The following is a 13251-nucleotide window of genomic DNA, read 5'->3' as shown; positions in this document are numbered from 1 at the left end:
TGCAGGTCAGGCCTGACGCGGTAAAGCGGTCTAGGGTAGTGGGGACGGCTGGTTGCGCCGCCCGATGGCGGCCGGCAAACGCAGCCGGCCCACCGAAGGAGACGCGCCCCATGGGCAATCCCCCCTCTCAACATAGTGACCACGCCTGGCACGGTTTGACTGCACAACAAGTGCTCGATGAACAGCACAGCAGTGCCAATGGCCTCAGCCAGGTAGAAGCCGAGCGGCGCCTGCAACGCCACGGCGCCAACCGCCTACCGCCGCCGCAACGCAGGGGGCCGCTACTGCGGCTGCTCTATCAATTTCACAACGTCTTGCTTTACCTGATGCTGGTAGCAGCCCTGATCACTGCCCTGCTCGGCCATTGGGTCGACACCTCGGTGATCCTCGCCGCGGTGCTGATCAACGTGATCATCGGCTTCATCCAGGAAGGCAAGGCGGAGAACGCGCTGGACGCCATCCGCAGCATGCTCTCGCCCCATGCCATGGTCCTGCGCGACGGCGAACGCCATGAAATCGATGCCGAACGCCTGGTGCCCGGCGACGTGGTGCTGCTGGCGTCCGGCGACAAGGTGCCAGCCGACCTGCGCCTGATCAGCGTGAAGAACCTGCTGGTGGAAGAAGCCGCGCTGACCGGTGAATCGGTGCCGGTGGAAAAATCCATGGCCCACTGCAACGCCGACGCCGCGCTTGGCGACCGGCGCTGCATGGCCTATTCCGGCACCCTGGTCAGCAGCGGCCAGGCCAGCGGCGTGGTGGTGGCGACCGGTGCCAACACTGAACTCGGCCGTATCGGCGCCATGCTGCAGCAGGTGCAGGCGCTGTCCACGCCGCTGCTGCGACAGATCGAACAGTTCAGCCGCTGGCTGGCAGTGATCATCTTGATCCTGGCGTTGGCCACCTTCATCCTCGGCATCCTCTGGCATGGCCAGCCCCCCGGCGAGATGTTCATGATGGTAGTGGCACTGACCGCCTCGGCCATCCCCGAAGGGCTGCCGGCGATCATGACGGTGATCCTCGCCCTCGGCGTGCAGCGCATGGCCGGGCACAACGCCATCGTCCGGCGCTTGCCGGCCGTGGAGACCCTCGGTTCGGTGACGGTGATCTGCTCGGACAAGACCGGCACCCTGACCCGCAACGAGATGACCGTACAGCGCGTGGTCAGTGCCAGCCGCATCCTCGATGTCTCGGGCGTCGGCTACGCCCCGGAAGGCGCCTTTCACCATGACGGCAAGGTGCTCGAACCCGACACTGAACTGCTGGAAATCGCCCGAGCTGCGCAACTGTGCAACGACGCCCGCCTGCAACAGGACAGCGCCGGCCACTGGCTGCTGCATGGCGACCCGACCGAGGGCGCGCTGCTGACCCTGGCACTGAAAAGCGGCCTCGATATCCAGACGCTGCACACGCGACTGCCACGCAGCGATGCGATTCCGTTCGAGTCCGAACACCGTTTCATGGCCACCCTGCACCACGACCACGCTGGCCATGGCCTGGTCTACCTCAAGGGTGCCCCCGAGCGCGTGCTGGAGATGTGCGCCAGCCAGCGCGGCGCCGATGGCGGCAATGCGCCCCTGGACGCCGACTACTGGCGGCGCCAGGCCACCGACCTGGCTGCCCGTGGCCTGCGCCTGCTGGCCCTGGCGTGTAAACCGGCACCGGCCGAGCAGCGCAATCTGAGCTTCGACGACGTCGAAGGCGGGCTGACTCTGCTCGCGCTGGTCGGCATCATCGACCCGCCGCGTGAAGAGGCCATCGCCGCCGTCGCCGAATGCCAGCGTGCCGGCATCCGGGTGAAGATGATCACCGGCGATCACGCCGAGACCGCGCGCGCCATCGGTGCGCAACTGGGCATCGGCGTCGGCCTGCCGGCGATGACCGGCGCCGAACTGGAACTGCTCGACGACCGCCGCTTGCGCGAAGTGCTACCCGGCATCGAGGTATTCGCTCGTGCCAGCCCGGAACACAAGCTGCGTCTGGTGCAGGCCATGCAGGACAGCGGACAGGTGGTGGCCATGACCGGTGACGGCGTCAACGATGCTCCAGCGCTGAAGCGCGCAGACGTTGGCGTGGCCATGGGCCTGAAGGGCACTGAAGCGGCCAAGGAAGCCGCCGAGGTGGTGCTGGCCGACGACAACTTCGCCACCATCGCCGGCGCCGTGCGCGAAGGCCGGGCAATCTACGACAACCTGAAGAAATTCATTCTGTTTTCCCTGCCGACCAACGGCGGCCAGGCGTTGATCGTGATCTTCGCCATCCTGTTCCAGGTGGTACTGCCGCTGACGCCGGCGCAGGTGCTGTGGATCAACATGGTCACCTCCAGCACCCTGGGCCTGGCGCTGGCCTTCGAGCCCAGCGAACGCGGATTGATGGATCGCGCCCCACGCGCGCCGAACGAGCCCTTGCTGTCGGGCTTCTTCGTCTGGCGCGTGGTGATGGTATCGGTGCTGATCGCCGGTGCCGGCATCGGCCTGTTCCTCTGGGAACTGCAACGTGGCAACAGCCTGGACAGCGCCCGCACCATCGCAGTGAATGCCGTGGTGATGTGCGAAATCTTCTACCTGCTCAACAGTCGCAGCATCTTCGGCTCGGTACTCAGCCGCAACGCCCTGCTGGGTAATCGCGCGGTGCTGGTGACCATCACCATCTGCCTGGTGCTGCAGCTGCTGTTCACCTATGCCCCGCCGTTGCAGGGGGTGTTCGGCTCGGTCGGCCTGAGCCTGGACGAATGGTTGCGGGTCTTGCTGGCGGGCCTGGCGCTGTTCAGCGTGGCGGAATTGGAGAAATGGGTGGTGCGGCGCTTTGGTCTGCATACCCAGGCGGTTTGAGCCGTTGCGGGAGAGATTTTAGTGATGATCGTCGCAGTGGCGAAATCCCCGGTGCGCACAGCGCACCCTACGGTCCGGCCTCGGTTCACATGTAGGGGCACCATGCGCACCGCCTCTACCCCGATACGTTCAGCTCAGCCTCGGCGAAAGCCATCAACTCGGGATAGAAAGCACGAAAGTCCTCGCTGAGCGGCTCGTATAAACGCTCCAGCTCGGCCAGGCTGCCGTCGAGCAGTTGCGGCTTGGATAGGCGCCGCTGCATGCCAGCGATCACCTGTTCCAGCACCGCGAACTCGCGGTAGCTGCCGAGCCAGTCCTGCGCGGCCATACGCGGCGCCATCAGTGCCAGGCGCCCGGGCAATTCCGGCTCGGCCGCCAGCACGCGATACACCCGACCCGTGAAGTGATCCAGCGGCTGCGTCGCGTACACCGGCCAGTCGCGGGCCAGGCAATGATCGAAGAACAGATCCAGCAGCATGCCGGCCGTTCTCCGCCGCTCGACCGGGAAGCGCGCACGAGCCCGAGCCTGCAACGGGTGGCTGTCGGTAAAGGCATCGATGCGCCGATGCAAGCGAATGGCCGCCTCGATTTGGACAGGCCAGCGCCCGACCAGCGGGCCTTTGACGAAATCGCCATAGAGGCTGCCGAGCAACTGCGGTGGTGCGTCACCGCCAAGGTGCAGATGGGCGAGGTAGTTCATTCCACGAGCTTAACGCCGACGACGGGACAATCGAAGCCGTTGATGGAGACTATTGGAACAATCGATCTGTATATCGTCTATAGACGATATAAGGTTCGCCACATGACGAAACAGACCGACACCGCCATGGAAATCGACCTCGACGCCATCATCAAGGCCCTCGCCCACCCGGCGCGCCGCGACATCCTCGACTGGTTGAAGGAGCCCGAGCGCCACTTCGCCGAACAGGATCATCCGCTGGAGATCGGCGTATGCGCCGGCAAGATCTTCCAGCGTACCGGGCTGTCGCAATCCACCGTTTCTGCCCATCTGACCACCCTGCAGCGCGCCGGTCTGGTGACCAGCCGCAAGGTCGGCCAGTGGCACTTCTTCAAGCGCAACGACGAGCTGATCCAGGCCTTCGTCGAGCGCCTCGGCCAGCAACTCTGATTTGACCTTTCCTCCGGAGAAAACCCCATGCCCACATTGTTCGACCCCATCCAGATCGGCGACCTGCAACTGAACAACCGCATCATCATGGCACCGCTGACCCGCTGCCGCGCTGATGAAGGCCGCGTACCCAATGCGCTGATGGCCGAGTACTACGTACAACGCGCCTCGGCTGGCCTGATCATCAGCGAAGCCACCGCCGTCACGCCGATGGGCGTCGGCTACCCGGACACTCCCGGCATCTGGTCGGATGAGCAGATTCGCGGCTGGAGCAACGTCACCCAGGCAGTGCACGCCAACGGCGGCAAGATCGTCCTGCAACTGTGGCACGTCGGCCGCATCTCCGACCCGATCTACCTGAACGGCGAACTGCCGGTCGCCCCCAGCGCGATCCAGCCGGCCGGCCATGTCAGCCTGGTGCGCCCGATGAAGGACTTCGTCACCCCGCGTGCACTGGAGACCGAAGAGATCGCCGATATCGTCGAGGCCTATCGTCAAGGCGCCGAGAACGCCATGGCCGCCGGTTTCGATGGCGTGGAAATCCACGGTGCCAATGGTTACCTGCTCGACCAGTTCCTGCAGAGCAGCACCAATCAGCGCAGTGACCGCTACGGTGGCAGCGTCGAAAACCGCGCGCGTCTGCTGCTGGAAGTGACCGATGCGGCGATTTCCGTGTGGGGCGCCGGCCGCGTCGGCGTGCACCTGGCACCCCGTGCCGATTCGCACGACATGGGTGACGCCAACCGCGGCGAAACCTTCGGCTACGTCGCCCGTGAACTGGGCAAACGTGGCATCGCCTTCATCTGCGCTCGCGAGAAAGCCGGTGACGACAGCCTGACCCCGCAACTGAAGAAAGAATTCGGTGGCGTGTTCATCGCCAACGAGCGCTTCACCAAGGATCAGGCCAATGCCTGGCTGGCAGCAGGCAATGCCGATGCTGTGGCCTTCGGCATCCCCTTCATCGCCAACCCGGACCTGCCCGAGCGCCTGGCGCAGGACGCACCGCTGAACGAACCGCAACCGCAGACCTTCTACGGCTCCGGCCCGGTCGGCTATATCGACTATCCGCGCCTGTAACGCACCCTACAACTGAACAGCAAAACGCCGCGCTCCCTTACAGAAGCGCGGCGTTTTCATAGGTACCTGTACTCAAGGTAGGAGCGAGCTCTGTTCGCGAATTGCTGCCTCAAGAAAAGCTTCGCGAGCAAAGCTCGCTCCTACAGCAGAGGCTCAACGCGAATTGATCTGCTGCTGCAGGTTCACCACCTGGCTTTGCAGGGTGTTGATGTTGCGCGTCATCTGCGCGCGGAAGGCATCGAACTCGGCGGTATTCGGGCCGGCACTGGCGGCCGGGCGATTGTCCAGTTCGCTGCGCAGCACCAGCAGATCCTGCTCCAGGCTGCGAATCGATTGCGCGGGATTACCCTGTTTTTTCAGCGTCTCGATATCGCCGCCGAGAGCCTTGATGCGGGTATCTAGCTTGGCCAGTTCGGCCTGGGTGGCCTTGGCGTCGCCCTGCGCGGATTTCAGCGCCGCCTGCTCGGTGGAGAGCGTCTGCAGGCGCTTGTCGAAATCGGCACTGGCACCGATGCCGCTCTTCAGCTCAGTACCCAACTGCTCGACGCGCTTGTCCAGCGCTGCCTGTGCCGTGGCGCTCTGCTGTTGCTGCTTGCTCAACTCGGCCAGGCGCGTTTCCAACTGCTTGACCTGCAGCTTGAGCGCTTCACTGCCACTGGTGACGTTGGATTCGGTCGCCACCACCTTGCCGGAAATATCCTGAATTCGTCCGGCAGCCTCCTCGCTGATGCGCGCAAAGCTTTCCTGGGTCGCCACCAGGCGCTGCTCCATCAGGCCGATCTGCTGCAGGCTCCACCAACCCAGGCCAGCCAGGGCGAAACTCAATGCGCCAACCAGCGCCCACAGCGGCCCGGTACTGGCACTTTTGGCCACAGGCGCCTTGCTGCTGGTGGCACGACTGCTGCTGCGCGGAGCGGGTTCTTCGCGCGGCTCGGCAAATTCCTCACGGCGCTCCGGGGTCAGGCTGGGCAGGTTGTCGAGCTCGTCGTTGGCGTCGTTACGCATGGTCGGACCTATGGTTTGGAACGAAGAAACGGAAATGCCGCGCAGTATACCGATTCGCCACTACAGCATCAGCGTCGCGCCAAGCAGGTGCGCGACGCACCGACGAAGGGCGCGACAGGGCCATCGACTCATCTGCAGCCCAGCAGTTCCGCAAAACATGAACTGGTACGCACTTTGCTTTTCTCCTGTCGTGAACGCGCCGATAGAGCGTCGCTAACGAGCCAGCAGGCGGCCTGAAAGTTCTGCAAAGCACGAAAAGGTTTCCCAGTCGCAGGATCAAGGCTGGCGTGGTTACGGATGGCGAGGACCGCCTGATCCCGTGACCCTTCAACCAACCGGGGGAAGTGGCAATGGAACTGAACAAAGAAGTACTGGATTGCATGAAAGCGCTGCGCCGTCGCCTGCGTGAAGAACAGGCAGTGGACATTCGCCTGAGCCAGGTCGACGCGATCAGCGCCATGCTCGATGGCAGCCTGAAGTCTGACGATGAAGAAACCCGCCGCCTTGGCCAGCGCCTGGCGGAATTGTCCGATCAACCGCAGCGTGCGACGGTCACGCCACTGGCGGCAGTCGAGCTACCGGTCGGCACGCCAACCGGCTCGGTACGCGTCTATCGCGGTCAGCGTATCTACGCCTGAGGCCCCATCTGCGCCTGCCACCAGGTGCAGAATTCATCCAACGCATCCCACAGGCTGGCTCTGGGCTCGTAGCCGAGCAACTCGCGGGCGCGGTCGATGTTCAGGGAGAAATCCCTGGCCATCACCGCCACGCCGAGGCGAAACAGGCTCGGCTCCGGCCGCCCTGGCAGCACCCGACACACACTCTCGTTGAGCGTCGCCGCAGCATAGGCCAGCGGCAAAGGCACATGCCGCGTCACCGGCGGCAACTCCAGGCGACGCATTACGTAATTGACCACGTCCCATAGCGGCACCGGCGCGCCATTGCTGATGTTGTACACCTGGCCAAGCGCCGCCCCGCCCACCTGTAGCGAGCTGAGCAAGGCATCGTTGAGATTGTGCACGTTGGTGAAGTCGACCTTGTTCAGGCCATTGCCGATGATCGCCAGGCGGCCCTTGCGCTGCATGCCGATCAAGCGCGGGAAGATGCTGGTATCGCCCGCCCCGGTGACGAAGCGCGGACGCAGAGCGATTACTTCAAGACCGAACTCCTGCGCGGCGAACACCTGCTGCTCGGCCAGGTACTTGGTCTTGCCGTAATGATCGGAGAAGCGTTTGGGCACTTGCTCCTCGCGAATATCGACATGCGATTTGCCATCGAAATAGATCGACGGTGAGGACAGATGCACCAGGCGGCGGACCTTCTGCTTGAGGCAGGCGTCGACGATATTCTCGGTGACCGTGACGTTGGCCTGGTGGAAGTGCGCGTAGTCGCCCCACACGCCAACCGCGCCGGCGCAGTGCACCACGGCCTCGACATCCTGGCACAGCGCTTGGGCCAGCTCGGGATCACCCAGATCGCCCTGGACGAATTCGGCGCCGCGCTTGATCAGGTGCTGCACGCCTTCGGCGCGGCGGCCGTTGACCCGCACGGCCAGCCCCTGCTCGAGTGCGAAACGAGCGAAGCGTCCACCGATGAAGCCACTCGCGCCGGTGACCAGAATCTTCATCGCCATCCCCTACCCTTGATTCTTGTAATTGCCGCACTTTAGCAGCGCCATCGTCGTGGCGCGCTGTCGGCGGCGGCCAGAACTACGACCCTACGGGCCGCTCATTGGTGCAACGGCACCAACACCGATGCCGAGTGACGACGCAGCTGTGCAGTCAGTTCGCTGAGCAACTCGCCGCCATTGCGCCAGTGATGCCAGTACAACGGCACGTCGATGAAGCGCTCGGGCACCAGGTCCACCAGCCTGCCGCTGGCCAACGCTTCTCGTACCTGCAATTGCGGCACCAGGCCCCAGCCCAGGCCGCCTTCGGTCAGGCGCACGAAGCCTTCGGACGAGGGGCACAGGTGATAGGCGAAGGCCCCCGTGACACCGAGGCCCGCCAGGTAGCGATGCTGCAGTTGGTCATCCGGGCCGTAGACGATGGCCGGCGCACGTGCCAGCGCCTCGGGAGTGACGCCAGCCGCAAAATGCCGGGCGATGAAGGCCGGGCTGGCCAGCGCGCGATAGCGCATCGCGCCCAGCACCAGGCTGCGCGCGCCTGCCACCGGGCGCTCGGCAGCACACACGCAACCGGCCACTTCGCCCGCACGCATGCGCTTGAGGCCTACTTCCTGGTCCTCCACCACCAGTTCCATCAACACCTGCTGGTTGGCGCAAAAATCGGCCGTCGCCGCCGCCCACCAGGTCGCCAGGCTATCGGCGTTGATGGCGATGCGCAGGCGCTCGGGCAAGGTCTGCTCGTCCAGCCCCGGTACCTGGCCCTGCAGGTCGCGTTCGAGCAGGCGTACCTGCTGCACATGGTTGAGCAGACGCCGGCCGATTTCGGTGGGCGCCGGTGGCGTGGCACGCACCAGCACCGGCTGGCCGACCCGTGCTTCGAGCAACTTGATGCGCTGCGACACCGCCGACTGCGACAGCCCCAGCACCTGCGCCGCCCGCTCGAAACCAGCCTGCTCCACCACCGCTGCCAGCGCGGCAAGAAGTTTGTAATCGAACAATCGATTTTCCTAATGAGCGATCAGTAATATTGGTTTCTCTTATACATGCAGAAGCCGCAGACTCGCCAACATTCAGTCCAATCAGGAGCCCGCCATGTCTGGCGAAACCAACCTCGCACGCCTGCTGCAAAGCATGACGCCGCAGCTCAACCCAGGTCAGTACGTGTTCTGTTGCGTTGCCGCCGATCATGACTGCAGCGCCCTGCAGGCAGTCGCCAGCCTGCGCGAAGCCGAAGGCCTGAGCCTGGTACTGACGCGTGAAGTAGCCGACGCTCATGGCTTGCGCTATGACTACGTCGCTGCCTGGATCACCCTTGAGGTGCATTCGTCGCTGGCCGCCGTAGGCCTCACAGCATCTTTCTCTGCCGCCCTGGCGCAGGCAGGAATCAGCTGCAACGTGGTCGCCGGCTTTCATCACGACCATATCTTCGTGCCCAGCGAGCGTGCCGAGCAGGCGCTGTCCACCCTGCGCGCCTTGTCGGCGGCCTCTATGCCGGAGCCGGTGTGATGTGGCAGAGCTACAGCAACGGCCTGCTGGTGGCCATCGGTCTGATCATGGCCATCGGCGCGCAGAACGCCTTCGTTCTGGCGCAAAGCCTGCGCCGTGAACACCACCTGCCGGTGGCAGCGCTGTGCATCCTCTGCGACGCCCTGCTGGTGGCCGCCGGCGTGTTCGGCCTGGCCACGCTGCTGGCGCAGAGCCCGACCTTGCTGGCCATTGCTCGCTGGGGCGGTGCTGCTTTCCTGATCTGGTACGGCAGCCAGGCACTGCTGCGCGCCGCACGTCCGCAATCGTTGCAGGCGGCCGGTAGCGAACCACGTTCGTTGCGCGCGGTGATGCTCGCGGCCCTGGCGGTCACCCTGCTCAACCCGCACGTCTATCTGGATACCGTACTGCTGATCGGCTCGCTCGGCGCCCAGCAACCCGAGCCTGGCGCCTATGCAGCGGGTGCCGCCAGCGCCTCTTTTCTCTGGTTCAGCACCCTGGCGCTCGGCGCAGCCTGGCTTGCGCCTTGGCTGGCCAGGCCACTGACCTGGCGCCTGATCGACCTCGGCGTGGCGGCGATGATGTTTGCGGTGGCGGCGCAGTTGATTCTCGGCGCGCTGTAATCGCGCATAATGCGCCGGGCTAATTACGCAAGGAGCAACAATGGATACCTTGCACGGCATGCGCGTGTTCGTTCAGGTGGTCGAGCGCGGCAGCTTCACTGCCGCGGCCCAGGCACTGGCCCTGTCCACCGCGCAGGTGTCGCGCCTGATCGCCGATCTCGAGCAACACCTCGAGGCACGCCTGCTGCAGCGCACCACCCGGCGCCTGGCACTGACCGAAACCGGCGAACGCTACCTGGAGCGCTGCCGGCAGATTCTCGGCCAGATCGACGAAGCTGACGCCGAGGCGCGTGGCGCGCATCGCACACCCAGCGGCCGCCTGCGCGTACACACCATGACAGGCCTCGGTTTGCAGCACATCACCCCGCTGATCGCCCGCTATGCCGAGCAATACCCTCAGGTCGTGGTGGAACTGACCCTGGCTCAGCGCACCCCCGACCTGCTCGAAGACGGCCACGACGTGACCATCGCCTTCGCCCACGACCTGCCTGACTCGCAATTGGTTGCGCAGCGCCTTGGCGCGATCCACAGCGTTATCTGCGCCGCGCCCAGCTACCTGGCTCAATACGGCATTCCCGAGCACCCGGCTGACCTGCAGCGACATCGCCATCTGCGCCTGACCGACCCGCTGTACCGTGGCCAATGGGATTTCGGTGACGACCAGCTGGAGGCGCTGCCGGCCGAATGTTTCCAGGTCAACGTCGCCGAAGCGCTGGTCAAGGCGGCCCAGGCCGGCATGGGTTTCTGCCTGCTGCCCTCGTTCGTCGCCAGCCAGCCGCTGCGCGAGGGACGCCTGCTGCGCATCCTGCCGCAGTATCGGCTGCGCGCGCTGAACATCTATGCGATGTATCCGTCGCGACGCTTCCTCGATGCCAAGACGCGCACCTGGGTAGAGTTTCTCAAGGCCGAACTGCCGCCGTTGTTGCTCGGCGACGAAGCAGTGCTGGACGACGCGCAGCATTGGGCAAGCCCAGAGAAATTGTTGCGCTAAAGGTAATGGTCATTCACCCGGAGTGCGCTTTTTCCGACCTCGATGCCTCACTAGGATGACTTCGAACCCACGAAGAATCCCCACGAGGATCGCCCCATGAAAAACCTTATCACTGCCGCTGCGCTATCCCTTTCCGCCCTGCTCGCCAGCCAAGCCTGCTTCGCCGAGGAGTCAGCCGCATTCATCGCCCATCAACAGGCTCATCAGCAACATCCACACAACACCTCGACCCAGCAGGCACAAACCGTGAGCCCACAGAACACCGATCAGCACGGTTGAACCCTGGCTTACCTGACGCCGGGCTGCTCCTGACCGACGTCCCTCGGGCCGCTGACCCGGCCCTTTTTCCAGCATCGAGTCCATCATGAAACGTATCGCCTACCTGTTGGCGCTCGGCTGTGCGAGCACCCTGGCACACGCCGAAACGCCCGAGCAATACCACTACGGCATGCACCTGGACATCGCCAAGGTCATCAGTCAGACCCTGCCGCAAGGCTGCGAAACGGGCGAAGCCCGCATGGTCTACCTGGACTCCAAGGGTGAACAGCACACGTTGATCTACCTACGTATGGGCGAAGACTGCCGCTACTGACTGCGACAAGCACCACGCCGTCGAGCCAGCCTGCTCGCCTGCACCCTGCTCCTGACCGGCCAGCGCTCATCGTTCGGGGCATGGCAGCGCAACCACATTCCGGCGCTACCTGGCGCGCACGAATTCGGCTCTGAAACGCCCACCGTCCGGGCGAGTGAAGGTCTCGTGCATCCGCTCACCTTCGACCCTCAGCTGCAACTCCTTCGTCGTTCGGACACCACCGACCCAGTTGGGAAAGGTGGCGCCCTCGACCCGGTTACCGGCGAACTGCCCCTGCTCGTCGACGCTGTAGGTGCCAAAGAAACCAATACTCGACGCCATGGCGCTGCGATTCTCTTCGTCGCGGCCACCGCCGCGCGCGTCGGATGCGAAAGGTTGGGTATCGCCGTCGGTCAGCACTTCGACGAAGTGCATGTCAGGCGTGAACACCAACATGCCCTGCGGGTTTTCACCGTAGGGATGCTCGACCCCACCATCCGTTTCCAACGTCGCGGAAACCATACGCCAGGTGCCAGCCACCTGGTTGGCGGTGCGCGCCTTGGGTTCGCTATCGCGGGCCGTGGCGCTCAAGCTCAGCGCCAGCAAGCCGGCCACCAGCAACGGCCGCGACAAGTGCTGGCGCCACTGCATCAGGTCGAGCCAGAAGCGGGCCCGGGGGTTCGATTCGCTCTTCATCGGTCATCTCCTTTAACGATGAACCGATGGTATGGCGCGGGTCGAACTATGATAAGACGCACCAATACGAACGACCTCGTGAAGAAAACTCACCAATGAGCAAAGCCAGCCTCGCCGATCTCAAGGCCTTCATTCAGGTCGCTCAGCAGCGCAGCTTCCAGAAGGCCGCCGACGCCCTTGGGGTGTCACGCTCCTCTCTCAGCCACGCCGTCAAAGGGCTCGAACAACGCCTGGGGGTTCGCCTGCTGCACCGCACCACCCGCAGCGTGGCCCTGACGGAGGCTGGAGAACAACTGCTGCAGCGGCTGACGCCCCTGCTGCGGGATCTGGACGACGCACTCGATGCCGTCAGCCATGGCCCCGACGAGCTCGCCGGCACCCTACGCATCAACGCCAGCAAGGGCGGCGCGCGCTGGTTACTCGAGCATGTGGTGCCGACCTTCCTGCAACGCCATCCCCATGTGGAGCTCGATCTGGTCAGCGAGGGCAGGCTGGTGGATATCGTCGCCGAGGGCTTCGACGCTGGCGTGCGACTGGCCGAGTCGGTCCCCCGGGACATGGTGGCGGTGCCCTTCGGCGGCAACGTGCGCTTCGTCGCCGTGGCCTCGCCCGCGTACGTCGCCACCTTCGGACGCCCTGGCACGCCTGATGAACTGCGCTCCCATCGCTGCATCCGCCAACGCATGCCCAGCGGCAAGCGTTATCGCTGGGAGTTCGAACGGGGCACACAACAGCTGACGCTCGACGTACCTGGCGCACTGAGCCTGGACGATAACGACCTGCTGATCGAGGCTGCCTGCGCTGGCCTGGGCATCGCCTACGCCCCCCAGTCCTTCGCTCGCCAGGCACTGGAGACAGGCGAACTGGTACTGCTCCTGGAGGACTGGACGCCGCCATGCCCAGGCCTGTGCCTCTACTACTCCAGCTACCGCCACGTTCCGGCGCCGTTACAGGCATTGATTGCCATCATCCGTGAGCAGGGCTAGCGCTGTTCGCCGCCGACCGTCGGGAGCCACACCACCGCAATCTCGCGGTCTATGCTGAACAGGTGTTACCCAGTCGCGATAGTGTTCGACGCGCTGGCCAGGCCGCCGCTCAGCTCTCACGCATGGGTAGCACCAAGGTTGCACCATGATGACGCAGCGCATCGGTCTGCTGGATCAGGCGAACCCTCTCAGCGCTCCCGCGCCCAGGTTGCCGAATGCATCAAATGCTCTGC

Annotated in this window: 15 protein-coding genes; 10 read left to right on the top strand and 5 right to left on the bottom strand. The window is 64.5% G+C overall.

What is annotated here, in order from left to right; genetic code table 11:
* Positions 1 to 110: 110 nt before the first annotated feature.
* Positions 111 to 2828, top strand: a complete 2718-nt coding sequence (locus BM059_RS12845) for a cation-transporting P-type ATPase (protein ID WP_074939096.1) — start codon at positions 111 to 113, stop codon at positions 2826 to 2828.
* Positions 2829 to 2943: 115 nt separating this feature from the next.
* Here the strand turns inward: BM059_RS12845 and BM059_RS12840 are convergent, their stop codons facing one another.
* Positions 2944 to 3528, bottom strand: coding sequence for an acyl carrier protein phosphodiesterase (locus BM059_RS12840; protein WP_074939094.1), 585 nt, complete (start codon positions 3526 to 3528; stop codon positions 2944 to 2946).
* Between the two features lie 126 nt (positions 3529 to 3654).
* Here BM059_RS12840 and BM059_RS12835 point away from each other — a divergent pair, with 126 nt between their 5' ends.
* Positions 3655 to 3957: an ArsR/SmtB family transcription factor gene (locus BM059_RS12835; protein WP_036999232.1), complete on the top strand. Its 303-nt coding sequence runs from the start codon at positions 3655 to 3657 to the stop codon at positions 3955 to 3957.
* 27 nt (positions 3958 to 3984) lie between these two features.
* Positions 3985 to 5034 (top strand): alkene reductase, encoded by a 1050-nt coding sequence (locus BM059_RS12830; protein ID WP_074939093.1) that lies wholly within the window; start codon positions 3985 to 3987, stop codon positions 5032 to 5034.
* 153 nt (positions 5035 to 5187) lie between these two features.
* Here the strand turns inward: BM059_RS12830 and BM059_RS12825 are convergent, their stop codons facing one another.
* Positions 5188 to 6039: an ATPase gene (locus tag BM059_RS12825; protein ID WP_074939091.1), complete on the bottom strand. Its 852-nt coding sequence runs from the start codon at positions 6037 to 6039 to the stop codon at positions 5188 to 5190.
* A gap of 350 nt (positions 6040 to 6389) precedes the next feature.
* Here BM059_RS12825 and BM059_RS12820 point away from each other — a divergent pair, with 350 nt between their 5' ends.
* The gene (locus tag BM059_RS12820) at positions 6390 to 6677 is read left to right on the top strand and encodes a hypothetical protein (RefSeq protein WP_036999134.1); all 288 of its coding nucleotides are present in this window, start codon (positions 6390 to 6392) and stop codon (positions 6675 to 6677) included.
* On the opposite strand, the gene BM059_RS12815 is transcribed toward BM059_RS12820, so the two are convergent.
* Both BM059_RS12815 and BM059_RS12810 read right to left on the bottom strand, forming a co-directional pair.
* The gene (locus BM059_RS12815; RefSeq protein WP_074939361.1) at positions 6668 to 7666 is read right to left on the bottom strand and encodes an NAD-dependent epimerase/dehydratase family protein; all 999 of its coding nucleotides are present in this window, start codon (positions 7664 to 7666) and stop codon (positions 6668 to 6670) included. The two genes, BM059_RS12820 and BM059_RS12815, sit on opposite strands and share 10 nt — an antisense overlap.
* A gap of 101 nt (positions 7667 to 7767) precedes the next feature.
* Positions 7768 to 8664: a LysR family transcriptional regulator ArgP gene (locus BM059_RS12810; RefSeq protein WP_074939090.1), complete on the bottom strand. Its 897-nt coding sequence runs from the start codon at positions 8662 to 8664 to the stop codon at positions 7768 to 7770.
* 94 nt (positions 8665 to 8758) lie between these two features.
* Here BM059_RS12810 and BM059_RS12805 point away from each other — a divergent pair, with 94 nt between their 5' ends.
* The 5 genes from BM059_RS12805 to BM059_RS12785 all read left to right on the top strand — a co-directional run bounded on the left by BM059_RS12805 (position 8759) and on the right by BM059_RS12785 (position 11357).
* Positions 8759 to 9172 (top strand): ACT domain-containing protein, encoded by a 414-nt coding sequence (locus BM059_RS12805; protein WP_074939088.1) that lies wholly within the window; start codon positions 8759 to 8761, stop codon positions 9170 to 9172.
* Positions 9172 to 9774 (top strand): LysE/ArgO family amino acid transporter, encoded by a 603-nt coding sequence (locus BM059_RS12800; protein WP_074939087.1) that lies wholly within the window; start codon positions 9172 to 9174, stop codon positions 9772 to 9774. The genes BM059_RS12805 and BM059_RS12800 overlap by 1 nt, the downstream gene beginning before the upstream one ends.
* Before the next feature lie 40 nt (positions 9775 to 9814).
* Entirely contained in the window at positions 9815 to 10765 is a 951-nt protein-coding gene (locus BM059_RS12795; RefSeq protein ID WP_074939085.1) for a LysR family transcriptional regulator, read from the top strand.
* Positions 10766 to 10861: 96 nt separating this feature from the next.
* Positions 10862 to 11044, top strand: a complete 183-nt coding sequence (locus tag BM059_RS12790) for a hypothetical protein (RefSeq protein ID WP_074939083.1) — start codon at positions 10862 to 10864, stop codon at positions 11042 to 11044.
* Between the two features lie 85 nt (positions 11045 to 11129).
* On the top strand, positions 11130 to 11357 hold the full coding sequence (locus tag BM059_RS12785) for a DUF2790 domain-containing protein (RefSeq protein WP_036999145.1): 228 nt from the start codon (positions 11130 to 11132) through the stop codon (positions 11355 to 11357).
* Positions 11358 to 11462: 105 nt separating this feature from the next.
* On the opposite strand, the gene BM059_RS12780 is transcribed toward BM059_RS12785, so the two are convergent.
* A complete protein-coding gene (locus tag BM059_RS12780) occupies positions 11463 to 12032 on the bottom strand; it encodes a lipocalin-like domain-containing protein (RefSeq protein WP_083413272.1) in 570 nt (189 codons plus the stop codon).
* 95 nt (positions 12033 to 12127) lie between these two features.
* Here BM059_RS12780 and BM059_RS12775 point away from each other — a divergent pair, with 95 nt between their 5' ends.
* On the top strand, positions 12128 to 13018 hold the full coding sequence (locus BM059_RS12775) for a LysR family transcriptional regulator (RefSeq protein ID WP_074939082.1): 891 nt from the start codon (positions 12128 to 12130) through the stop codon (positions 13016 to 13018).
* Positions 13019 to 13251: the final 233 nt, after the last annotated feature.

Source organism: Ectopseudomonas composti (assembly GCF_900115475.1).
Taxonomy (GTDB): Bacteria; Pseudomonadota; Gammaproteobacteria; order Pseudomonadales; family Pseudomonadaceae; genus Aquipseudomonas; species Aquipseudomonas composti.
The sequence above is the reverse complement of the archived record's forward strand: the minus strand, read 5'-3'. Positions and strand labels throughout refer to the sequence as shown.

Bases quoted from the DNA above. Each gene is read 5' to 3' on its own strand.
- BM059_RS12845 (WP_074939096.1), top strand. From the start codon at position 111: ATGGGCAATCCCCCCTCTCAACATAGTGACCACGCCTGGCACGGTTTG.
- BM059_RS12840 (WP_074939094.1), bottom strand. From the start codon at position 3,528: ATGAACTACCTCGCCCATCTGCACCTTGGCGGTGACGCACCACCGCAG.
- BM059_RS12835 (WP_036999232.1), top strand. From the start codon at position 3,655: ATGGAAATCGACCTCGACGCCATCATCAAGGCCCTCGCCCACCCGGCG.
- BM059_RS12830 (WP_074939093.1), top strand. From the start codon at position 3,985: ATGCCCACATTGTTCGACCCCATCCAGATCGGCGACCTGCAACTGAAC.
- BM059_RS12825 (WP_074939091.1), bottom strand. From the start codon at position 6,039: ATGCGTAACGACGCCAACGACGAGCTCGACAACCTGCCCAGCCTGACC.
- BM059_RS12820 (WP_036999134.1), top strand. From the start codon at position 6,390: ATGGAACTGAACAAAGAAGTACTGGATTGCATGAAAGCGCTGCGCCGT.
- BM059_RS12815 (WP_074939361.1), bottom strand. From the start codon at position 7,666: ATGAAGATTCTGGTCACCGGCGCGAGTGGCTTCATCGGTGGACGCTTC.
- BM059_RS12805 (WP_074939088.1), top strand. From the start codon at position 8,759: ATGTCTGGCGAAACCAACCTCGCACGCCTGCTGCAAAGCATGACGCCG.
- BM059_RS12800 (WP_074939087.1), top strand. From the start codon at position 9,172: ATGTGGCAGAGCTACAGCAACGGCCTGCTGGTGGCCATCGGTCTGATC.
- BM059_RS12795 (WP_074939085.1), top strand. From the start codon at position 9,815: ATGGATACCTTGCACGGCATGCGCGTGTTCGTTCAGGTGGTCGAGCGC.
- BM059_RS12790 (WP_074939083.1), top strand. From the start codon at position 10,862: ATGAAAAACCTTATCACTGCCGCTGCGCTATCCCTTTCCGCCCTGCTC.
- BM059_RS12785 (WP_036999145.1), top strand. From the start codon at position 11,130: ATGAAACGTATCGCCTACCTGTTGGCGCTCGGCTGTGCGAGCACCCTG.
- BM059_RS12780 (WP_083413272.1), bottom strand. From the start codon at position 12,032: ATGAAGAGCGAATCGAACCCCCGGGCCCGCTTCTGGCTCGACCTGATG.
- BM059_RS12775 (WP_074939082.1), top strand. From the start codon at position 12,128: ATGAGCAAAGCCAGCCTCGCCGATCTCAAGGCCTTCATTCAGGTCGCT.